Origin of the sequence: Klebsiella quasivariicola (assembly GCF_002269255.1) — a bacterium.
GTDB lineage: Bacteria > Pseudomonadota > Gammaproteobacteria > Enterobacterales > Enterobacteriaceae > Klebsiella > Klebsiella quasivariicola.
Genome location: NZ_CP022823.1, coordinates 482,081 through 503,704, shown reverse-complemented (window position 1 = coordinate 503,704; position 21,624 = coordinate 482,081). Strand labels below are relative to the sequence as shown.

22 protein-coding genes are annotated in these 21,624 nt (G+C 56.4%); 6 read left to right on the top strand and 16 right to left on the bottom strand.

Going from position 1 to position 21,624, the window contains the following annotated elements:
• Positions 1-132 precede the first annotated feature (132 nt).
• On the top strand, positions 133-1,500 hold the full coding sequence (gene degQ, locus B8P98_RS02525; RefSeq protein ID WP_025713346.1) for a serine endoprotease DegQ: 1,368 nt from the start codon (positions 133-135) through the stop codon (positions 1,498-1,500).
• Positions 1,501-1,586: 86 nt separating this feature from the next.
• Entirely contained in the window at positions 1,587-2,645 is a 1,059-nt protein-coding gene (gene degS, locus B8P98_RS02520; RefSeq protein ID WP_025713347.1) for an outer membrane-stress sensor serine endopeptidase DegS, read from the top strand.
• 27 nt (positions 2,646-2,672) lie between these two features.
• Here degS and B8P98_RS02515 read toward each other — a convergent pair whose 3' ends face one another.
• From B8P98_RS02515 to mdh, 10 genes are all read right to left on the bottom strand, one after another.
• On the bottom strand, positions 2,673-3,371 hold the full coding sequence (locus tag B8P98_RS02515; protein ID WP_025713348.1) for a hypothetical protein: 699 nt from the start codon (positions 3,369-3,371) through the stop codon (positions 2,673-2,675).
• Positions 3,372-3,430: 59 nt separating this feature from the next.
• Positions 3,431-4,732 (bottom strand): oxalacetate decarboxylase subunit beta, encoded by a 1,302-nt coding sequence (locus tag B8P98_RS02510; protein ID WP_095032690.1) that lies wholly within the window; start codon positions 4,730-4,732, stop codon positions 3,431-3,433.
• A gap of 15 nt (positions 4,733-4,747) precedes the next feature.
• Complete coding sequence (gene oadA / locus B8P98_RS02505) at positions 4,748-6,511, bottom strand: sodium-extruding oxaloacetate decarboxylase subunit alpha (protein ID WP_095032689.1); 1,764 nt, start codon at positions 6,509-6,511, stop codon at positions 4,748-4,750.
• 15 nt (positions 6,512-6,526) lie between these two features.
• Positions 6,527-6,778: an oxaloacetate decarboxylase subunit gamma gene (locus B8P98_RS02500; protein ID WP_058331016.1), complete on the bottom strand. Its 252-nt coding sequence runs from the start codon at positions 6,776-6,778 to the stop codon at positions 6,527-6,529.
• A gap of 141 nt (positions 6,779-6,919) precedes the next feature.
• Positions 6,920-7,537, bottom strand: a complete 618-nt coding sequence (ttdB, locus tag B8P98_RS02495) for a L(+)-tartrate dehydratase subunit beta (protein ID WP_064317651.1) — start codon at positions 7,535-7,537, stop codon at positions 6,920-6,922.
• Positions 7,537-8,436: a L(+)-tartrate dehydratase subunit alpha gene (gene ttdA, locus B8P98_RS02490; RefSeq protein ID WP_080897327.1), complete on the bottom strand. Its 900-nt coding sequence runs from the start codon at positions 8,434-8,436 to the stop codon at positions 7,537-7,539. Before ttdA ends, ttdB begins: the two co-directional genes overlap by 1 nt.
• Before the next feature lie 32 nt (positions 8,437-8,468).
• Entirely contained in the window at positions 8,469-9,737 is a 1,269-nt protein-coding gene (locus tag B8P98_RS02485; protein WP_080897326.1) for an SLC13 family permease, read from the bottom strand.
• Positions 9,738-9,948: 211 nt separating this feature from the next.
• Positions 9,949-10,614 carry a GntR family transcriptional regulator gene (locus tag B8P98_RS02480; protein WP_025713021.1) on the bottom strand — a complete coding sequence of 222 codons (666 nt, stop codon included), beginning with the start codon at positions 10,612-10,614 and terminating at the stop codon, positions 9,949-9,951.
• Complete coding sequence (locus B8P98_RS02475; RefSeq protein ID WP_025713020.1) at positions 10,601-11,230, bottom strand: GntR family transcriptional regulator; 630 nt, start codon at positions 11,228-11,230, stop codon at positions 10,601-10,603. The genes B8P98_RS02480 and B8P98_RS02475 overlap by 14 nt, the downstream gene beginning before the upstream one ends.
• A 130-nt stretch (positions 11,231-11,360) precedes the next feature.
• Positions 11,361-12,299 (bottom strand): malate dehydrogenase, encoded by a 939-nt coding sequence (gene mdh / locus B8P98_RS02470; RefSeq protein ID WP_025713019.1) that lies wholly within the window; start codon positions 12,297-12,299, stop codon positions 11,361-11,363.
• Positions 12,300-12,713: 414 nt separating this feature from the next.
• Here mdh and argR point away from each other — a divergent pair, with 414 nt between their 5' ends.
• From argR to yhcN-B, 3 genes are all read left to right on the top strand, one after another.
• The gene (argR, locus tag B8P98_RS02465; RefSeq protein ID WP_002918625.1) at positions 12,714-13,184 is read left to right on the top strand and encodes a transcriptional regulator ArgR; all 471 of its coding nucleotides are present in this window, start codon (positions 12,714-12,716) and stop codon (positions 13,182-13,184) included.
• A gap of 376 nt (positions 13,185-13,560) precedes the next feature.
• Positions 13,561-13,824, top strand: coding sequence for a peroxide/acid stress response protein YhcN (gene yhcN, locus B8P98_RS02460; RefSeq protein WP_004889568.1), 264 nt, complete (start codon positions 13,561-13,563; stop codon positions 13,822-13,824).
• A gap of 97 nt (positions 13,825-13,921) precedes the next feature.
• Positions 13,922-14,188, top strand: coding sequence for a DUF1471 family stress response protein YhcN-B (gene yhcN-B, locus B8P98_RS02455; protein WP_025713018.1), 267 nt, complete (start codon positions 13,922-13,924; stop codon positions 14,186-14,188).
• Positions 14,189-14,299: 111 nt separating this feature from the next.
• On the opposite strand, the gene B8P98_RS02450 is transcribed toward yhcN-B, so the two are convergent.
• From B8P98_RS02450 to aaeX, 5 genes are all read right to left on the bottom strand, one after another.
• A complete protein-coding gene (locus B8P98_RS02450; protein WP_025713017.1) occupies positions 14,300-15,322 on the bottom strand; it encodes an alpha/beta hydrolase in 1,023 nt (340 codons plus the stop codon).
• A gap of 232 nt (positions 15,323-15,554) precedes the next feature.
• Positions 15,555-15,830, bottom strand: a complete 276-nt coding sequence (locus B8P98_RS02445; protein ID WP_025713016.1) for a barstar family protein — start codon at positions 15,828-15,830, stop codon at positions 15,555-15,557.
• 79 nt (positions 15,831-15,909) lie between these two features.
• Positions 15,910-17,877, bottom strand: a complete 1,968-nt coding sequence (gene aaeB / locus B8P98_RS02440) for a p-hydroxybenzoic acid efflux pump subunit AaeB (RefSeq protein ID WP_025713015.1) — start codon at positions 17,875-17,877, stop codon at positions 15,910-15,912.
• A gap of 5 nt (positions 17,878-17,882) precedes the next feature.
• Positions 17,883-18,815 carry a p-hydroxybenzoic acid efflux pump subunit AaeA gene (gene aaeA / locus B8P98_RS02435; RefSeq protein WP_025713014.1) on the bottom strand — a complete coding sequence of 311 codons (933 nt, stop codon included), beginning with the start codon at positions 18,813-18,815 and terminating at the stop codon, positions 17,883-17,885.
• A 7-nt stretch (positions 18,816-18,822) separates the two neighbouring features.
• A complete protein-coding gene (gene aaeX / locus B8P98_RS02430; protein WP_002918640.1) occupies positions 18,823-19,026 on the bottom strand; it encodes a p-hydroxybenzoic acid efflux pump operon protein AaeX in 204 nt (67 codons plus the stop codon).
• 132 nt (positions 19,027-19,158) lie between these two features.
• Here aaeX and aaeR point away from each other — a divergent pair, with 132 nt between their 5' ends.
• On the top strand, positions 19,159-20,088 hold the full coding sequence (gene aaeR / locus B8P98_RS02425; RefSeq protein WP_025713013.1) for an HTH-type transcriptional activator AaeR: 930 nt from the start codon (positions 19,159-19,161) through the stop codon (positions 20,086-20,088).
• A gap of 35 nt (positions 20,089-20,123) precedes the next feature.
• Here aaeR and tldD read toward each other — a convergent pair whose 3' ends face one another.
• The gene (tldD, locus tag B8P98_RS02420) at positions 20,124-21,569 is read right to left on the bottom strand and encodes a metalloprotease TldD (RefSeq protein ID WP_095032688.1); all 1,446 of its coding nucleotides are present in this window, start codon (positions 21,567-21,569) and stop codon (positions 20,124-20,126) included.
• Positions 21,570-21,624: the final 55 nt, after the last annotated feature.

The window sequence follows — 21,624 nt, the reverse complement described above, 5'->3', positions numbered from 1 at the left end:
GCCCGCTCCTTCCCCCACTTCCCGGCTACAATTTAAACCAGTACCCACATTGTTACCTGTGCAAAAATTCAATAACATCAGGCTATTCAGGACGTTTTCCCATACACCTCAGGTTACGAGAGCCAGCATCTAATGAAGAAACAGACTTTGCTGTTGAGTGCGTTAGCGTTAAGCATTGGGTTATCGTTGTCGGTTCTGCCTCCGGCAGCAGCATCTTTACCGACTCAGGTGCCCGGCCAGGGCGCGTTACCGAGCCTGGCGCCGATGCTGGAAAAAGTCCTGCCGGCGGTGGTCAGCGTGCAGGTGGAAGGCACTGCCTCGCCGACGCTCAATATGCCGGAAGAGCTGAAGAAATATTTTGGCGATAACGCCCCGCAGGAGCAGGCGCAGCCGTTTGAAGGGCTTGGCTCCGGTGTCATCATCGACGCAGCGAAAGGCTACGTGCTGACCAATAATCACGTCATTAATCAGGCGCAGAAGATCAGCGTCCAGCTCAACGATGGCCGTGAATTCGATGCCAAACTGGTCGGCAGCGATGAACAGAGCGATATCGCTCTGCTGGAGCTGATTAAGCCGGCGAACCTGACGCAAATCGCCATTGCTGACTCCGATAAACTCCGCGTCGGCGATTTCGCCGTCGCCGTCGGCAACCCGTTCGGCCTTGGCCAGACCGCCACCTCCGGCATTATCTCTGCCCTTGGCCGCAGCGGCCTGAACCTGGAAGGACTGGAGAATTTCATTCAGACCGACGCCTCGATTAACCGCGGCAATTCCGGCGGCGCGCTGCTGAATCTCAACGGCGAGCTTATCGGCATTAATACCGCTATTCTGGCGCCGGGCGGCGGTAGCGTCGGCATCGGCTTTGCCATCCCGAGTAATATGGCGAAAACCCTTGCCGACCAGCTCATCCAGTTTGGCGAAATCAAACGCGGCCTGCTGGGCATTAAAGGCATGGAAATGAGCGCCGACATCGCCAAGGCGATGAATCTTGACGTTCAGCGTGGCGCCTTTGTTAGTGAAGTCCTGCCAAACTCCGGTTCCGCCAAAGCGGGGATCAAATCCGGCGACGTCATCGTGAGCCTGAACGGCAAACCGCTGAACAGTTTCGCCGAACTGCGCTCGCGAATCGCGACCACCGAGCCGGGGACTAAAGTCAAACTGGGACTGCTGCGCGATGGAAAACCGGTCGATGTCGAAGTGACCCTGGATAAGAGCACTTCCTCCACCGCCAGCGCGGAGCTGATTATCCCGGCTCTGCAGGGCGCCTCGTTCAGCGACGGCCAGATGAAAGATGGCACCAAAGGGGTGGTGATCGATAATGTGGATAAAGGCAGCGCCGCCGCCCAGGTCGGCTTGCATAAAGATGACATTATCATTGGCCTTAACCGGGAGCGTATTCACTCGATTGCCGAACTGCGCAAAGTGCTCGAAGGCAAACCGCCGGTTATCGCCCTGAACGTGATCCGTGGTAATGAAAGCATTTACCTGCTGCTGCGCTGATTTCGCCCCGGACATCGCCGCCATGTGCGATGTCCGGACAACTCATGCTATGCTGCGCCTGACCATTCATTAACGATATCTGCATCATGCCTGGAAAGTTATTACGTTCAGTACTCATCGGTTTGATTGTTGGGGGCTTGCTGCTGGCCCTGATGCCCTCACTGCGCCAGTGGCAGCTGACGCCGATCACTCAGAACGATACGGCAGACGACTCCCCGGCGAGCTATAACGCTGCGGTGCGTCGCGCGGCCCCCGCCGTGGTGAACGTCTATAACCGTGCCCTGAACAGCACCAGCCATAATCAGCTGACGCTGGGTTCCGGAGTGATCATGGATCAGCGCGGCTATATCCTGACCAACAAGCATGTTATCAACGATGCGGATCAGATTATCGTCGCCCTGCAGGACGGCCGCGTCTTCGAAGCGCTGCTGGTAGGCTCCGATTCCCTCACCGATCTCGCCGTGCTCAAGATCAATGCTACCGGCGGGCTGCCGGTGATCCCGATTAACCCGAAACGCACGCCGCATATTGGCGATGTGGTGCTGGCGATAGGCAACCCTTATAACCTGGGGCAGACCATCACTCAGGGGATCATCAGCGCCACAGGGCGTATTGGCCTCAACCCAACCGGTCGTCAGAACTTCCTGCAGACTGACGCCTCGATCAACCACGGTAACTCGGGTGGAGCGCTGGTGAACTCGCTCGGCGAGCTGATGGGGATTAACACCCTCTCCTTCGATAAGAGTAATGATGGCGAAACGCCGGAAGGCATTGGCTTTGCAATCCCGTTCCAGTTAGCGACCAAAATTATGGATAAGCTGATCCGTGATGGTCGGGTGATCCGTGGCTATATCGGTATTAGCGGTCGGGAGATCGCCCCGCTGCACGCGCAGGGCGGTGGGATCGATCAGATTCAGGGGATCGTGGTTAACGATGTGGCACCGGACGGACCGGCGGCACAAGCCGGGATCCGCGCCAATGACGTGATCATCTCCGTGAATGACAAACCCGCCGTCTCGGCGCTGGAGACGATGGATCAGGTGGCCGAGATCCGCCCGGGATCGGAAATTCCGGTGGTTATCATGCGTGATGATAAGAAAATCACGCTCCATATTGCCGTGCAGGAATACCCGGCCACTAACTAAATGGCTCCCCCCTTCCGGGGAGCCTCGTTAATCGCTAAATACCGGACCGGCCGGGAATCTCACCAGAAACCCGGTCACCGCCAGCAGCGATCTCAGCGCGGGCCAGACTATCTGGCGCTCACGCAGTCCGTCATCCAGCGTCAGTAGCGCAAACTCCCCCTTCTCACCCAGCACGCCTCCCTGCCAGAGCAGGCGCTGCGCCTGCTGTCGCGCCCAGGGCGACTCGCTCTTCCAGGCCAGCAGATGCAGCAGCGCCTGCTGCAGACAGACGCCGTGGGAATGGTTATCCCGCAGCAGACGCCGGTAAACGGGCAGGGAAATGCTGCGCACGGTATAAAATCCGCTGCCCGCCTCTTCGTCGCCGTCGGGAAGCGCGCGGGCGAACTGCCCCGCCACGTCGCACAGCCGGTTGTGCGTCAGCGGAAGATGCCGGGCGCTGAGCGCCCCGGCCGCCATGCACAGCAGGCCGCTGCGCTGCAGCGAGGGCGCCGCAGGGTGCACGACCGCCGCCGGAAAGGCACTTGCATCGCCGGTGTCGCGATCGGCGCCAGCTTCATAACAGCTGGCCAGCAGCGCTTCGCCAGGCGCGACGTTCAGCGGAGGAGTCAGCAGATTCAGTGCCGGCTGCAGTTGCGCGATTTCATCGCCTGACGTCAGCATGGCGTCAACCACCGCCTCCCGTGTCGATGTCCGGTTTTCCGGACAGCATGCTATGGTTTCATTCATCACCGTCTCCTTATGAGAGATCCCCGCGGCCGACATGCCAGCCGCGGGAACAGGCTGGCCTACATCGCCAGCACGTACTTGAGCATCACCCCGGCGGCGATCGCCGAGCCGATCACCCCCGCCACGTTCGGGCCCATCGCGTGCATCAGCAGGAAGTTCTGCCCGTCCGCGTCCAGGCCCACCTTGTTCGACACCCTGGCCGCCATCGGCACCGCCGACACCCCCGCCGAGCCGATCAGCGGGTTGATTTTGTGCCGGCTGAACACGTTCATCAGCTTCGCCATCAGCACCCCGGCGGCGGTCCCCACGCAGAAGGCGATCACCCCCAGCACCAGGATCCCCAGCGTCTGCGGCTGCAGGAACTTGTCCGCCACCAGCTTGGCCCCCACCGACAGCCCGAGGAAGATGGTCACGATGTTGATCAGCGCGTTCTGCACCGTGTCGCTCAGACGTTCCACCACCCCGCTCTCGCGCATCAGGTTGCCGAAGCAGAACATCCCCAGCAGCGGCGCGGCGTCCGGCAGCAGCAGCGCCACCAGCAGCAACAGCACCGCCGGGAAGAGGATCTTCTCCCGCCGGCTCACCGTGCGCAGCTGTACCATGCGGATCTTCCGCTCCTTATCCGTGGTCAGCGCCTTCATGATCGGCGGCTGGATCAGCGGCACCAGCGCCATGTACGAGTAGGCCGCCACCGCGATGGCCCCGAGTAATTCCGGCGCCAGCTTGCCCGACAGGTAGATGGCCGTCGGGCCGTCGGCGCCGCCGATAATGCCGATGGCCGCCGCCTGCGGCAGGGTGAAGCTGATGATGCCGAAGTAGTTCAGCGTCAGCGCCCCGAGCACGGTGGCGAAGATCCCGAACTGCGCCGCCGCCCCCAGCAGCAGGGTGCGCGGGTTGGCCAGCAGCGGGCCGAAGTCGGTCATCGCCCCGACGCCCATAAAGATGACCAGCGGGGCGATGCCCGAGCCGATCGCCACCTTATAGAAGATGGCCAGCACCCCGGCGGAGTAGCCCATGTCCACCGCCAGCGTCTCCATCTGCCCCTGCACCGACGGCAGGGCCAGGGCCAGCGCGTCCTTAATGGCGTGGACGTCCGGCGCGCAGTGGAGCTTCGCGGCAATCACCGCCAGCTGCGCCGGGTCGTGGTGGGCCAGCAGGCTCTCCAGGGCGGTGAGCGCCAGTCCGGCCTCCGGGATGTTCGACAGCAGGCCGCCGAAGCCAATCGGCAGCAGCAGTAACGGCTCGAACTTTTTCGCGATGGCCAGCCACAGCAGCAGCAGGCTGACCAGCAGCATGATGGCCTGGCCGGCACCGAGGTGCATCAGCCCCATGCCCTGAATCAGGGCGTTCAGACTTTCCATTTGCGCTCCTCGTCCTTACGCCAGGGTCAGCAGGGTGTCGCCGACCGCCACCGCGTCGCCGGCTTTCACCGCGATACCGCGGACGGTGCCGGCCTGCGCGGCGCGGATTTCGGTTTCCATCTTCATGGCTTCCAGAATCAGCAGCACGTCGCCTGCGGCCACCGTCTGGCCTTCACTGACGATGACTTTCCAGATGGTGCCCGCCAGCGGGGCGGTCACCGGGGTGCCGGCGCCGGCCGGGGCGGCGGCCTGAACCGGTGCGGAAGAGGCTGCGGTCAGCTGGCTGACGTCGCCGCCGTCGCTGACTTTGACCACGAAGGCTTTGCCTTCCACTTCCACGGTGTAGACGCCGGAGGCGGCAGGCTTCTCTGCTTTTGCCACCGGCTGCGCGGCTTCCACCTGCGGCACCGGCTCAAAGGCCGCCGGGTTGTGGCGGTTCTCAAGGAACTTCAGGCCGGGTTGCGGGAACAGCGCCACGGTGAGCACGTCGTCGATGGCGTTCTGCGCAAGCTGAATGCCCTTCTCCTGCGCCTGGCGTTTGACGTCGGCTTCCAGCGCGGCCAGCTCCGGCTTGAGTAAATCCGCCGGGCGGCAGGTGATGGCCTCAGCGCCGTCGAGCACCCGCGCCTGCAGGGCGGCGTTCACCGGTACCGGGGTGCGGCCGTATTCGCCTTTCAGTATCCCGGCGGTTTCCTTCGCGATGGTCTTGTAGCGCTCGCCGGTCAGGACGTTGAGCACCGCCTGGGTGCCGACAATCTGCGAGGTCGGGGTCACCAGCGGGATGAAGCCGAGGTCTTCACGCACGCGGGGGATTTCCGCCAGCACCTCATCCAGACGGTGGGCGGCATTCTGCTGCTTCAGCTGGCTTTCGAGGTTGGTGAGCATCCCGCCCGGGACCTGGGCGACGAGGATACGGCTGTCGGTACCTTTCAGCTGGCCTTCGAAGGCGTGGTACTTTTTGCGCACCTCGCGGAAGTAGGCGGCGATGCTCTCCAGTTTGTGGATATCCAGCCCGGTGTCGTGTTTCGTTCCGGTGAGCGTGGCCACCAGCGCCTCGGTGGCCGGGTGGCCGTAGGTGGCGCTCATGGACGAAATCGCCGTATCCACGCCGTCGACCCCGGCTTCAATGGCCTTCAGCAGGGCCATCTCCGCCATGCCGGTGGTGGCATGACAGTGCAGGTGCAGGGTGACGTCGTAGCGTTTTTTGATTTCACTGACCAGCTCATACGCCGCCCCCGGCGTCAGGATACCGGACATGTCCTTGATGGCGACGGAGTCGACGCCGGTCTCCAGCAGCTGTTCGGTGAGGTCGAGCCAGGTCTGCAGGGTGTGGGCCGGGCTGGTGGTGTACGAAAGCGTGCCCTGGGCGTGGGCGCCGTGGCGGCGGACCGCCTGCAGGGCGGCTTTCATGTTGCGCGGGTCGTTCATGGCGTCGAAGACGCGGAAGACGTCCATGCCGTTTTTGACGGCGCGTTCGACAAAGCGCTCCACCACGTCGTCGGCGTAGTGGCGGTAGCCGAGCAGGTTCTGGCCGCGGAGCAGCATCTGCAGCGGGGTCTTCGGCATCGCCTTTTTGAGCTCGCGCAGGCGGACCCACGGGTCCTCGCCGAGAAAGCGGATGCAGGCGTCAAAGGTGGCGCCGCCCCAGCACTCCAGCGAGCGGTAGCCGACGTCGTCGAGCGCAGCGGCAACGGGCAGCATATCGTCGAGACGCAGACGGGTGGCGAACAGGGACTGGTGGGCGTCGCGCAGGACGACATCGGTAATGGCAACGGTCATGAATTCCTCCATGAATTAAGGGTGAAGACGGCGATGGTGGTGAATGGCGGCGACAATCGCCGGCTTCAGGCGGGCGAAGTCGTCGGCGGGCGCGACGGCGGCCGGCGCTGCTGCGGGGGCGGCAGGCGGCTCAGGGAACAGGCGGTTGACGGCGAGGGACATTCCCCGGATGGCAAAGATGAGCAGCAGCAGGAAAACCAGCACAAAGCCCATGCCGAGACACATCAGGGTGAAGCCTTCGCCTAACAGGACGGCATTGTCAGTCATAAAATGGCCTTTGGGAGGAGCGCAATAATGGCTTACGGTAGCCCACGTCAGCAGAGGGGATTTCCCCGGACCGCCTGGTCAGAAGCCTCTGTTTAGCCGTCAGCTGCCGCTGCCATTACTGCGCGATAGAGTCAATCGGGGTTATTTAATGAAGCTCACATGTTTGCAGATTTCATCGGCGACAATTTCTTTGCGCTGATTAAAGATCACTTTATTTTGCTCAAACAGGTTATTGCCGTGGGTATCGATCGACACAATTAACGGCCCGAACTCTTTGACGCGGCAAACCCATAAGGTTTCCGGCATGCCTAAATCACGCCATTGCGCATCTTCAATCTCTTCCACACAGACCGCGGCGACCACCGCGCAGCCGGCCGGGAACACACAGTGCAAGGCTTTATGTTCCATACAGCCCTCTTCGGTCCCTTTGCCCATACCGCCTTTGCCGACGATTAATTTCACACCGGTCTGGGCAATAAATTCTTTTTCAAATTTCTCCATGCGCATACTGGTGGTTGGCCCAACGGAGACCATTTCGAATTTATCTTCCGTACCTTTAATCGGACGCACAATTGGCCCGGCATGTAATATCGCGCCACCCGCGACATTGACCGGTAATTCACGGCCACCTTCAATTAAACGACGATGAGCAACATCACGGCAGGTAACAATGTGGCCATTGAGATAAATAATGTCGCCCGCTTTAATATCCGCTAAGTCTTCGTCTTTAATGGGCGTAGTGAGTATTTTTTTAGTCATCAGAATGCCACTCCTGTGTGAGACGTAATGGTGTAATTCAGGTCTTTATCGAAAACGATATGTCCTTTACGGTGTGACCAGCAGCCAACATTCACCGCCACGCCAATGGTGGAAGGATGGCGCGCGGTATTTTCAATATTGACGCCCATCACGGAGGTATTGCCGGACATCCCCTGCGGGCCAAGGCCGATTTTGTTGATACCGTCTTCGAGCATTTTTTCCAGCGATGCCGCACGTTCGTTATCATTGTGCGAACCAATCGGACGCATCAGCGCTTTCTTCGACAGCAGCGCCGCCGTTTCCACAGACGTCGCGACCCCTACGCCAACCAGCAGCGGCGGACAGGCATTCAGGCCATAGCTGGTCATCACATCCAGCACGAAACGAGTCACGCCTTCATAACCCGCGCCCGGCATCAATACCATCGCTTTACCCGGTAGCGAGCAGCCGCCGCCGGCCATATAGGTGTAGATGCTGCACTGGTCTGAATCCGGAACGATCTCCCAGAATACCGTCGGCGTCCCTTTGCCGACGTTTTTGCCGGTGTTGTATTCATCAAAGGTCTCGACGCTGTTATGACGCAGCGGCGAATCCACGGTGGCTTTGATTACCGATTCGCGCAGCAGCGCTTCCAGCTCGCCGATCAGCGGGAAGTTTGCCCCACACTCCACCAGAAACTGGATCACGCCGGTATCCTGGCAGGAAGGGCGATCCAGCTCCTTCGCCAGACGCTGGTTTTCAATCATGGTGGTGAAGATCACGTCGGCCAGTTGACTGGTCTCTTTCTTATGCAAATCTTTCAGCTTTGCCGTGACGTCATCAGGCAATACTTTGCCGGTATATCCCACGAATTTGGCCATAATATCGGTCATTCGGGATATCTGTTCGCTTTTGCTCATAAAGGCTCCTTAGTCAGAACAGCGTCCGTAAATTACGGATGAAAAGGGAAAAGGATTGGCAGCAGGATCAGGCTGACAATGGTGGAAACGATAATCAGAGGAATGCCGGATTTGGCGTAATCGACGAACTTATAGCCCCCGGCCGACAGCACCATCATGTTGGCAGGCATACCGATCGGCGTCGCATAGGCACAGGAGCTACCGATAACCGTCGCCATCAACACCGCACGCGGATCGGCGCCCATACCGGCGGCAATCGACAGACTCACTGGTACCAGCAGCGCGACGGTGGCGGTATTGGACATAAAGTTGGTCATCACTACAGAGAGGGCAAAGACCGCCACCAGCAGCATAAACGGCGAGGAGTTGTTACCCAGCAGACCGATAACCTGGTCAGCGACCAGCTTCCCCGCGCCGGTCATTTCCAGCGCTTTAGCCAGCGCCAGGGTGCCGCCGAAGATAAAAATAGTTTGTGAATCAATGGCTTTATAAGCCTGTTTTTCCGTCAACACGCCGGTGATAACCAGCACCAGGGCACCAATGCAGCCGGCTACCGTCAGACTAATACCGGTCTGTTTTTCGAAAATCATGCCGAGGATCGTGGCGATCAGCACCACCAGGGACAGGATCTGCTTCCAGCGCGGAACGTGGCTGTAATCCCGCTGTTCGCCAACGCTGCCCACTTCACTACTGTTCGGGTTATTAGGCAGGAACTTATAGCCGATAGTCAGGAAATAGAGGATGCCGCAGACCAGCATCGGCAGGCCCACTTTCGCATACTCAAAGAAGCCGAAGCCGCTGCCGATATTCTGCAAGGCCGATTGCGCGATCAGGTTGCCCGGGGCGCCGATTAGCGACAGGTTACCGCCCAGCGCGGCAGCAAACACCAGCGGCATCAGCAGACGCGAGCGGGAAAAACCCGATTTCGCCGCGACACCGATAACGACCGGGATCAGTACCGCCGCCGTACCGGTATTCGACAGAAAACCAGACATGATGCCGACCACCACCATGATGGTGAAAATTAATTGCTTCTCCGTTTTAGCGAAGTGGGTGATCACGCCACCGACTTTATTGGCCATCCCGGTTTCAAATAACGCTCCGCCAACGATAAACATGGCGACGAAAAGAATGACGTTGCTGTCGATAAAACCGGCAAACGCCTGCTTGAGATCCAATACACCGGTGAGCACTAACGCCACGCAAACCACCATGGAAGTCACTGCCAGTGGCACCTTCTCCCAGACAAACATGACGATAGCGAACACCAGCAAACATAGGGTGATGGTAATCGGTTCCATACTTATAATTCTTCCTATCAATGATATATGATATTGTATCCAATATTGACGGGGGAGAAATTATTCCCATGTAAAAAGTAAGTCAATGCGTTTTTGCGGAATGATCGCGCAATGAGATCTGCATCAAGATCCTGTGCAGATCGTCACGAAAAGTAACTAATAACGCAGATAAATGTAAGAAAAGCCAGCCTATCGCTGGCGAAGGACCCCGTCAGGTGGTGGGATCGGGCAGGTATCGAGTGAGCATATTTTCCATCGAGCGGATAATGTGTTCATGCATTCGCTGGCGGGCCAGCGCTTCGTTATGCTGCTCAAGCGCTTGTAAAATGGCTTTATGTTCGCGAATGGAGATAACGGCATACTCTTCTTCGGTGACCTTATGTCCCATCGACAGGCCGTTCCACATGTTGCAGAGCAGCATCTTCATTTTTTCATTTCCCGCCGCGCTCCAGATCTCCATATGGAAAGCCTGGTTCAGATCGGAATATTCAGCAGAATTATTGTCTGCCAGCGCCTTCTCTGCGGCATAGTGAACCTGGGCGATACGTGAAATATCGGTCCCTGGGCGAGAAGCTTTCGCCACGGCTTCACTTTCCAGTACGGCGCGAATTTCATAATGTTCGCGGATGGTCTGCTCATTAATGCCCAGCACCACCGCGCCTTTATTCGGCCGCACTTGAATCAGACCGTCGGCGGCTAAAATCTGAAACGCTTCGCGTACCGGCATGCTGGAGACGCCAACCAGTCGGGCAATCCCTTCAAGGGTAATCTCCTGCCCTTCCACTAAATCCCGCGACAGGATTGCTTTACGCAAAACCGCCGCCACCTGCTCCTTCGCGGAAAGAAGCTTAATTTTCCCTAATTTAGGCTTCTGCACTTTCCCAATCCTTCATATGTTGACGCATAATTTCCGCAAGCATAAGGAAATAACGCTGCGTTGTCTGGGCAATTTTTTCGCCTTCGCTATTGCCAATAGCGCTGGCCAGTTCGCTCAGTATCAGAGCCGATTCCTGGCCATTCTCTTTCAGATAAAGAATGACATAAGAAATATAACCGTCCAAAAATTGCTGATACGCTTTCGCCAGATAGCGGTTATCAAGATAGGAAATCAGCAGCTGATGAAACGCCAGTTCGCGGGCGTTCTCTCCCGGACGCGCCAGCTCCTGGGCTCGCCCGCGGAGCAGTTCCCCCTGATTCGCCGGTACAAGAGCAAATAGTTCGGCGGCCATCACCGCGATAACGCGAAAAATATGGCTCACATCCTCAACGGCCAATGTGGAGACCTGCATATGCCGGTTAGGCAAGCGCACCAGAAACCCTTCCTGCTCAAGAGATTGCAGCGCTTCCCTAACCGGCATACGTGAAAGTCCCAGCTGTTCCGCGATGCTTTCTTGCGTCAGCTCATCCCCAGCCTTCATCGCACCGGAGAGGATCTGGTAGCGAATCATCTGCGCGATCTGGTCCCGGGTCTGTTTTCTTTCAATCTTTTTCACTCTGTCCTCATGACTGACGGCTTAAAACGCGGGGATTTTAGCAGATTTGCCCGGAAGCAGGCGCATTGGGGCGAAAAGTGAGGCAATAAAAAGCCGGAACAGCGGTTCCGGCTCTTCTGTTAAGGCGAAATTACTTATTGACGAAGTCTTCGCCGAGGGCAATATCTTTCTTCAGAGTGTCCAGCATCCCTTCCAGCGCCTGCTGTTCAAAGGCGCTAAGTTTGCCGATAGACTGACGTTCTTCCACACCATTTTTCCCCAGCAGCAGCGGCTGGGAGAAGAAACGCGCGTATTGGCCGTCGCCTTCCACGTAGGCACACTCCACCACGCCCTTTTCCCCCTGCATCGCACGTACCAGAGAGAGACCAAAACGGGCAGCCGCCTGGCCCATCGACAACGTTGCCGATCCGCCACCCGCTTTCGCTTCCACGACTTCGGTACCGGCGTTCTGAATACGTTTAGTGAGATCGGCCACTTCCTGATCGCTAAAGCTGACGCCCGGGATCTGCGAGAGTAATGGCAGAATAGTCACCCCGGAGTGACCGCCAATGACCGGGACTTCCACCTCGGTTGCCGATTTACCTTTCAGTTCAGCAACAAAGGTATTGGAGCGGATAATGTCCAGCGTGGTGACGCCAAACAGTTTATTTTTATCGTACACGCCGGCTTTTTTCAGCACTTCGGCGGCGATGGCCACGGTGGTATTCACCGGGTTAGTGATAATGCCGATGCAGGCCTGCGGGCAGGTTTTGGCAATCTGCTGCACCAGGTTCTTAACGATACCCGCATTCACATTAAACAGGTCGGAACGATCCATGCCGGGCTTACGTGCTACGCCCGCGGAGATCAGCACCACATCAGCGCCTTCCAGCGCCGGGGTAGCATCTTCACCGGAAAATCCTTTAATTTTTACATCTGTGGGGATATGACTTAGATCTACCGCCACGCCCGGTGTAACCGGAGCGATGTCGTACAACGAGAGCTCTGAACCTGAAGGCAGTTGGGTCTTAAGTAGTAGGGCAAGCGCCTGACCGATACCACCGGCGGCGCCAAGGACTGCAACTTTCATCCTAAACTCCTTATTATGGTTAATTTAGTCTTTCGTTATTCCGTCGCCTGGACCTTAATTCACAAGATGAACAATTACAATGATTATGGCTGAAGAATGCATTATTGTGCGTAGCAATAGAACAACTGCGCATTTTCTGCTTTCTGACTGACCATCCAGCAAAGCGAAGTACCGGATCGACTATTGGTTACAATACACCCAGCCAGTTGCGCAAAACAACACCAACTAAATAACATTTCATTTACTTTTACATAGCTTTAAGCGTTGTGATGAGAACATGTTCCTTATACGGTTTTTTTGCTAAAATATGCCCCCTTCATAACATTATTGACCTATCCCTCTGCGGATTATTTGCATAAAAATTCATGGTTATGCATAATGATGTTGTTTTTACCACCATAATCTGGGTGACTTATGCGAAGTTCGGCAAAACAAGAAGAACTGGTTAAAGCGTTTAAAGCGCTGCTTAAAGAAGAAAAATTCAGCTCGCAAGGAGAGATCGTCCAGGCGCTGCAGGAGGAAGGCTTCGAGAATATCAACCAATCGAAGGTCTCCCGCATGCTCACCAAATTTGGCGCGGTGCGTACCCGTAATGCCAAAATGGAAATGGTGTATTGCCTGCCTGCCGAGCTTGGTGTTCCGACGACTTCCAGCCCGCTGAAAAATCTGGTGCTGGATATCGACTATAACGATGCCGTAGTGGTGATTCACACCAGTCCTGGCGCCGCGCAGCTGATCGCCCGCCTTCTTGATTCGCTGGGCAAGGCGGAAGGTATTCTCGGCAGCATCGCCGGCGATGACACTATCTTTACCACCCCGGCTCGCGGTTTTACGGTGAAGGATCTGCACGACGCTATCCTGGTCCTGTTCGAACAGGAACTCTGAGTATTCCCCTCTGGCTACCGTCAGAGGGCGACTCCCCTTTTTCTGCCTCTCTTCCCCTCCTGTACCACAACAACTATTTAACACTTAGTGTCATTTACGGCCTCTATACGTTCTTTTACTAACGTGAAAATCGTAAAACGCACAAAAGATCAAATTCGTATACCTTTATGATTTTATTAGAAATAAATCTTATCGCTGTCGCTAAAGTGTCATTTTTAATTCTTATCCGTTATAAAAAGCGCAATCCATTGTAACTATTAACGCGCAAAACAATTAGCATGGTATTAATATTTTTGGTGATTAGTGTATACTTGTTTTTGTGATGAGGGTCACGAAACAAAGACCCCCAACAAAAAGATTCGACGAGGTGAACATCATGAAAATCAAAACCACTGTAGCTGCTCTCAGCATCCTTTCTGTCGTGTCATTTGGCGCTTTCGCCGCTGATATTATCAACAGCGAGCAGGCCCAGGGCCGCGAGGCTATCGGCACGGTTTCCGTCGGCGCGGTAGCATCATCCCCGATGGATATGCATGAAATGCTGAACAAAAAAGCGCAGGAAGAAGGGGCTTCTTCTTACCGCATTATTGAAGCACGCACTGGCGACCACTGGCATGCCACTGCTGAGCTGTATAAATAAGTTTTAGACGTCAACGATTAACCTGACAACAATTCTCTACCGCGGCGGGCCTCATACATCGCCCCGCCGCGGCAAAACAAAGACTGGAGTAAAGAATATGAAACGCGCAATGATCATCGCATCCCTTGGCCTGGCTTCTCTTATCTCTTTCGGCGCCAGCGCTGCCGTTCAGCAAGTGAACGCAGAGCAAGCCCAAAACCTGCAGTCCATGGGCACCATCTCCGTATCCCAGGTCGGTAGTGCGCCAATGGACATGCGCCAGGAACTGGCGGCTAAAGCAGAGAAAGAAGGCGCCAGCAGCTACCGTATTATTGAAGCACGTACCGGCGATAGCTGGCACGCCACCGCTGAGCTGTACAAATAAACCCTCGTCGTCTTATTTCGACGACTTGCCCCCGCCTGCCGGGGGCTTTTTTTTGGTTTATCGCAAAACCTGATCAGACAATGCGTTCCGCTTCCACAACGGAGCCGCGATTTACAGATTGGCATCTTTATCTTTCGTCCCGTCGGCTGTCTGTACCGGTGCGCCGAGCGTCGCTTTAAACCAGCTAACGACCCGGTCGATAACCGGCTTCTGATACCAGCTATCATCACCATGTTCAGCACCGTCGATCAGCACATACTCTGCCTTATTATCTTTCGCTATTAACGCCTTATAAAGCTGGGCGCTTTGTACGGGTGACACCAGAGAGTCAGCGCTGCCATGCATAATCAACATCGGTGGTTCGTTACGGGCAATATGTCCCATCGGGCTGGCGTCGAGCGCTTTTTGCCTGTCACTGCCAATCGTAGCGCCAGGCCAGTTGCGAAATGCGCTGCCATGCACCAGGAGCGCTTCCGTCACGGCAGGCGAGGCGTGCACTTTCTGAATATCGGCTGGGAAACCTTCACCTATATTCAACAGATTAGAGATGCCGTATAGCGTCACTGCAGCCTGAACCGCAGAGGACTGGTCGAGAAAATCGCCCTGTTCCCAGCTCTTCTCTCCCTGAGTTAGCGCCATCATTTGTGCCATATAGCCACCTGCAGAATCGCCCAGCACGCCGATACGTTTAGGATCAATGCCGTATTCCGCTGCGTGCGCGCGCAGATAGCGGATAGCCGCTTTACCATCGACAACCGGCGCGGGAAACGTGTCTGGCACGGTACGGTATTCTGCTGCTGCGACGACAAACCCGGCTTCCGCCAGCGCCATGCGCATTTCGATAAATTTATCCCATGCCGCACTGGTGAAACCACCGCCAGGGAAGTAAACAATGGCGGGCTTCAGATCGTGGTTTCGCGGCACCAGCAAAGACATATGCATCTGACGAACGGAAACTGCATTTTTAATCTGGCTGTAAACCACGCCGTTGAAGGTATCAATACGGCCACGGGTTTGATCCACGCGAATAATCTGTGCGCCATCAGCGTAACCGGGGAGTTCCGAGGCATAAGCCGTTGCCGCGATGGAGCCCAGCATCAGGCCGCTGGTCAGTATAAAAGGAAGGGTTTTCATGGTAGGCGTCCTGGATAAGACCTGCAAAACGCAGATCAAATAAAAATGCGTTCATGGTTCAGGCAGTGTATAACCGAAAAATAGCGGTGAATAACGCGCTTTTTGTATCAAATCCATCAGCTTTTTAGATAAAAACGCAGTTACCGTTAACGTATTGCGCAGAATTAAAAGGGTAATGGCGCCTTCCCCTGAGCGTCGACACGATGTATCCCGGCAAAAGCGGTTCGACTTTTTATCGCTGTCTGGCGTTAAAGCGCAACTCCCCCTCCAGCTCTTCCTCTGCTTCATCAAATAATAAAATCAGTGCGCCAAAGCGCCGACGCTGTTTATCATTTAAATGAATAAATTCAATGTCCAACGGCAACGGCAACATCCCACCGGTCACCGCATCCCACAGTGAATCGAGATTATTAACCTTATCGTGAGCCAGCGCGAAGGTCCGTGAAAACTCGCGATAGAAATCCTGCTGTTCGGTGATTTCGTCAAAATCAAACGTATAGGTGGTCATGGCAGCCCTCCCGTATTCTATTCCTGTCGCCGTTAAGTATAGCGATAAAAAAACCGACGCCTGAGCGCCGGTTTACGGGTTAACTGCTGGTCAGCGCATGCTGGTACTTGTGCAACATCTCTACCAGCCGCCGCACCGGTTCGGTCACCTGCGGCGAGGCCTCCCAGACTCTCAGCTTCTCCTGATAGACATCAAGCTCGGCCAGCAGCTGGGTGAAATAGCGCCGACGCTTATCATCGCTGCCAGCGGAAATCACATGATCTGCGGTCCGCCGTAGCTGTCGATGGAACGCCGACAGATCGTCATTCACCGGAACGGGCGCATCACGCAGGCGCTGATGGGCGATAATCAACGTCAGTGCCAAACGGAAGCGGGCGACATCGCCAGGGAATTTATTGAGCAATAAAAACAGCTGCTGATAGAGTGCAGGCAGATGATTCTCTTTGCGACGCGCCGAGTTGGTGGTCAGTGAAGAGACCGCCGCCGAGACAAACTGGTTCAACAGCACCCGACCGGTTCTGGCCCGTGAGTTATCCCTGACGATAAGAATGACCATCAGGGCGAGGAAACAGCCGACAATCTGTCCCAGCGCACTGTCGAGGAACTGACTGAACTGGAACTGCATCGGGTTATCCAGCACCAGAATGTTAATGGTGCTCGCCAGCGCCCCCAGCGATCCGAGACGCCTTTTCTGCACTTCGATCCCGATAAAGAACGCCATCGCCGCCAGGCTAATGCAGAGCAGCAGCATGCTCTGCTGCGTCGCCGGCATGATCACCAGGAAGTACAAGGTGCCCAGCGGTAACGCCGCCAGGGTACCGTAAAGGAAGTCTATCGCCACCATTCGGGGATTCGGTAGCCGCATAGCCAGCGCAGTAACCACGGCAATCATCACCATCGCGCCGCTGCCTGAAGTCCAGCCGGTCCACAGCCAGAACAGCGTCCCGAGAATACAGGAGACGGAGGTGCGCCAGAAGTTCACCATTGCGTGATGACGCTCAGCGGACTCCACTTTGACCACCGTTTCGCCACGCAATACGCCATCTTCGATGCGGCTGATCTTGGTGTTGCCGACCACGCCACGCTTAAGCAATAAATAGCGTGTAGCGGCACCCACCCAGCTATAGATGGTGACGGGCGTATTATGCTCGCCTTTCCAGGTCAGAAACCGGCGCATACGCTTCAACTGCTGGTGGACATCCTGGACCGTCTCAACCGGCTCGGCGAACAGTTCGCGATAGTCATCCGTCACCATTTCCGGGCGCGAGTTCTGGATCAGGTAGGTTTCGCAAGCCTGGGTAATAAGCGTTAACGAAAGGGTATTGATGGCTTTCAGACGCTGATTCGCCTTCGCCCAGCGTGAAGATTCCATAATCAGGTTACTGCGCATGCCTTCCAGGGCCGCAGTGCGACGCACCAGTGCTCCCCAGGCCTGATCCACTTCCTCTTTGTCGCCATGCGCAACGCATAGCTGCATCAGCTTATATTGCGCAATCAGCAGGTTATCCAGTTCGAGGTCGATCTCTTTTTTAATCGATCGCGGAGAGAACAGCAGGTCGGCGACGATGGCGCTAACAATACCGATAACAATTTCGCTGCAGCGCTCCACAGCAAACTGCGGCGCCAGCATCGGGTTAGTGTGGATGGTAATGATGATAATCAGCGCGGTGTACCCGGCCAGCCCCCAGGCATAGGAGTTCTCGACCTTGACCAGCGAGGAGATCCAGGTACAAAACCCGGCCCACAGGCAGCAAACCAGCATCATTAGCAGAGGGGCGCGGATCATCAGGATGATAATGACCAGCGCGGCAATACAACCAATAAAGGTCCCGGCAATACGTAACATCCCGCGATAGCGAATCGCGCCAGAGTACGGCTCTCCCCCGGCGGCAAACGCTGGCCCGGCCGCGACGATCGCCGCCGTCAGCACCGCCCAGCGCGGCGTTTCGAGCTGAAAATGGAAACCGACAAACAGCGCCAGCACCACCGCACATGCAAGCTTAATGGCAAAGCGGAGATGCCGGGGAGCAATGGTATATGTCCCCATAGCGATTAACCGAATTCGCGCAGGCGCATAGCCAGTTTCTGGAAGAAGTTGGCCTGGCTGGTGTCGCGGTCTTCTTTACCGGTGATGACGACCGTCGCGGTAGTGCCTGACGGCCACAGGTTTCCCTGCTGGTGGTCGAGGCGAATACGCACCGGCACACGCTGCGCCAGACGCACCCATTCAAGGTTAGAATCGACCGAGGCCATCCCTTTCGAGTCGCTGCTGCTGCTGGCGTTGGTCACCCCTGCGGCGATACTGTCCACTGTGCCTTTCATGGTTTTGCTGCTGCCAAGCGGGGTAATCTCTGCACGGTAGCCCGGGCGGACGCCTTCCAGCTTGGTTTCTTCCAGATAGGCCATGACGTAAAAGGTATTCTCTTTCACCAGCGCCACCGCCGTGGAGCCGCGAGTGATAAATTCTCCGTTATAGACATTCAGGTTGGTCACCCAGCCATCCGCCGGGGCGCGGATCACCGTGCGCTCCAGATCCAGCCTGGCCAGATCGCGGCTGGCGACGGCTTTCGCCAGCTGATGCTCAACGGTTTGCAGCACGTTATTCGCCTGGTCTATCTCTTCCCGCGACATCGCCTGTACGCCGAGCTTATTCCGTCGACCGGCTTCAACGCGTTTCTCCTGGGCTAACGTTTGGTAGTAGGCGACATCGGCTTCTGCCTGATCCAGCGCTTTTTGGTAACGAGGTTGGTCAATAACGAACAATACCTGGTCTTTCTTAACCAGTTGGTTATCCTTGACGTTTACCTGGGAAATCAGCCCGGAGACATCCGGTGCAATGGCCACAATATCAGCACTAAAGCGCGCATCTCGCGTCCACGGCGAGGCGGTGTAATAGACCCAGGCGCGGAAAATCGCCACGAAGGCCAGAATGACCAGTATCACGGTAATAGCGGTACGGAGGATATTTCTTGTTAGTGTTTTCACATCAACCTCAAACGAACAAGCGCGATATCAAATAAAAAAGGCAGCAATAAAGCGCCGTATTAAACAGTGCAGGGTGCCAGACAAAATCGTATATGCCGGTCGGAACCAGCAATCGGTGCACCAGCCAGAAGATGGCCAGCGACAATAGCAACTCGAAGAAGATCGGCGGAAACGATAAGCCGAAAATCACGATGACAGGAAACAGACTCATGATGACCTTGAATAAGAAGCGTACAGGTAGTGAGCGAGATGCGTTTATTATGTAGCTAACAATATATTAACGTAACAATTGCAGCATTATCTATAATGTGTGATCTAAATCACTTTTAAGCCAGAGTGAATAATGGAACGACTAAAACGCATGTCCGTCTTCGCCAAAGTGGTCGAATTAGGTTCATTCACCGCGGCGGCCCGCCAGCTTCAGATGAGCGTTTCCTCGATCAGCCAGACAGTCGCAAAACTGGAGGATGAACTGCAGGTGAAGCTGCTTAACCGCAGCACCCGCAGCCTTGGCTTAACAGAAGCCGGTAAAATCTATTACCAGGGCTGCCGTAGGATGCTCTTTGAAGCGCAGGATGTCCATGAGCAATTATACGCATTTAACAACACGCCAATCGGGACGCTGCGCATCGGCTGCTCTTCAACTATGGCACAAAATGTCCTGGCTCGCATAACCGCGGAGATGCTGAAAGAATACCCTGGACTCTCCGTAAATCTGGTCACCGGGATACCCGCGCCGGACCTGATCGCCGATGGCCTTGACGTCGTTATCCGCGTTGGCGCGCTGCAGGATTCCAGCCTCTTTTCCCGCCGCCTGGGCTCAATGCCGATGGTGTTATGTGCCGCAAAAAGCTATCTGACACAGGCTGGCCATCCGGAAAAACCGGCCGATCTGGCCAGCCATGCATGGCTGGAATATAGCGTGCGACCGGACAACGAATTTGAAATTATTGCCCCGGAAGGGATCTCAACCCGGGTGACCCCGCAGGGTCGCTTTGTGACCAACGATCCCATGACCCTGGTGCGCTGGCTGACGGCCGGGGTGGGCATCGCTTACGTACCGCTGATGTGGGCGATCGAGGAGATCAACCGAGGTGAACTGGAGATCCTGCTGCCCAGCTATCAGTCCGATCCGCGTCCGGTCTACGCCCTGTATACGGAAAAGGATAAACTGCCGCTGAAAGTGCAGGTCTGCATCAACTATCTGACGGAGTATTTTGTCGACGTGGCAAAGATTTATCAGGGAATGCACGGACGCGGGATCGCCCGGTGAAGGGGTTCCCGGCGGCGCCGGGAACCCGGTAAGGATCAGGCGGTGCCGCCGACGGTAAGGTTATCGACCTTCAGGGTCGGCTGGCCTACGCCCACCGGTACGCTCTGGCCCTCTTTACCGCAGACGCCGACGCCGTTATCCAGGCGCAGGTCGTTGCCCACCATCGAAATCTGCTGCATAGTCTCAATGCCGGAGCCTATCAGCGTGGCCCCTTTCACCGCCTTCGTGACCTTCCCTTTTTCAATCAGATAGGCCTCAGAGGTGGAGAAAACGAACTTACCGGAGGTGATATCCACCTGCCCGCCGCCAAAGTTAGGTGCGAAGATCCCATAGTCAACTGACTCAATAATCTCCTGCGGCGTCGACTGGCCCGCCAGCATATAAGTGTTGGTCATACGCGGCATCGGCAGATGGGCATACGACTCGCGGCGGCCATTGCCGGTCGGCGCGACGTCCATCAGGCGCGCATTGAGCTTATCCTGCATATAGCCTTTCAGGATGCCGTTTTCGATCAGCACGTTGTATTGCCCCGGCGTGCCTTCGTCATCGATGGCCACCGAACCACGACGATCGACGATGGTACCGTCATCCACCACGGTGCACAGCTCAGAGGCCACCAAATCTCCCATATGGCCGCTAAAGACCGAGGTGCCGCGACGGTTGAAATCACCTTCCAGACCATGGCCAACCGCTTCATGCAGCAGGACGCCAGGCCAGCCAGCGCCAAGTACCACCGGCAGCATCCCCGCTGGCGCGGCGACCGCCGAGAGGTTAACCAGCGCCATGCGTACCGCTTCTTTCGCCCAGGCATCGGCCCGTACTTCGCCATCCTGGGAGGCGAGGAAATAGTCATAGCCAAAACGTCCGCCGCCGCCGCTGCTGCCGCGTTCGCGCTTGCCATCTTCTTCCACCAGTACGCTAACGGAAAGACGAACCAGCGGACGAACGTCGGCCGCCAGGGTGCCGTCGGTGGCGGCCACCAGAATCAGCTCATACACCCCGCTCAGGCTGGCTGAAACCTCCTGCACACGCTTGTCCGCCGCCCGGGCGACATTGTCCACCCGACGCAGAATATCCAGCTTCTCTTCCCGGCTCATGCTCTGCAGCGGGTCGATGCTGGTGTAGAGGGCACTATGCTCTACGGCGCCGAGGGTTTGTACTTTGCCATTGCCGGTCTCGCGCACAATGGTCCGCGCCGCCTGAGCGCTCTGCTCCAGCGCCAGCTTGCTGATCTGGTCCGCGTAGGCAAAACCCGTTTTTTCGCCGCTAACGGCGCGCACGCCTACGCCCTGGTCAATGTTGTACGACCCATCTTTAATGATGCTGTCTTCCAGAACCCAGGATTCGTGATAGCTCGACTGAAAATAGAGATCGCCGTAATCGAGGCGGCGCTCGGTCAGTTGACCAAGAATGGCAAACAGATCCTGATGATTCAGGCCATTTGCCGACAGTAGTTGTTCACTTACCAGGTTCAGACTCATCGTTATGCTACTCGTTTGTTGCCGCCTGACAGGCGGAAATACAGAAGGCTATCTA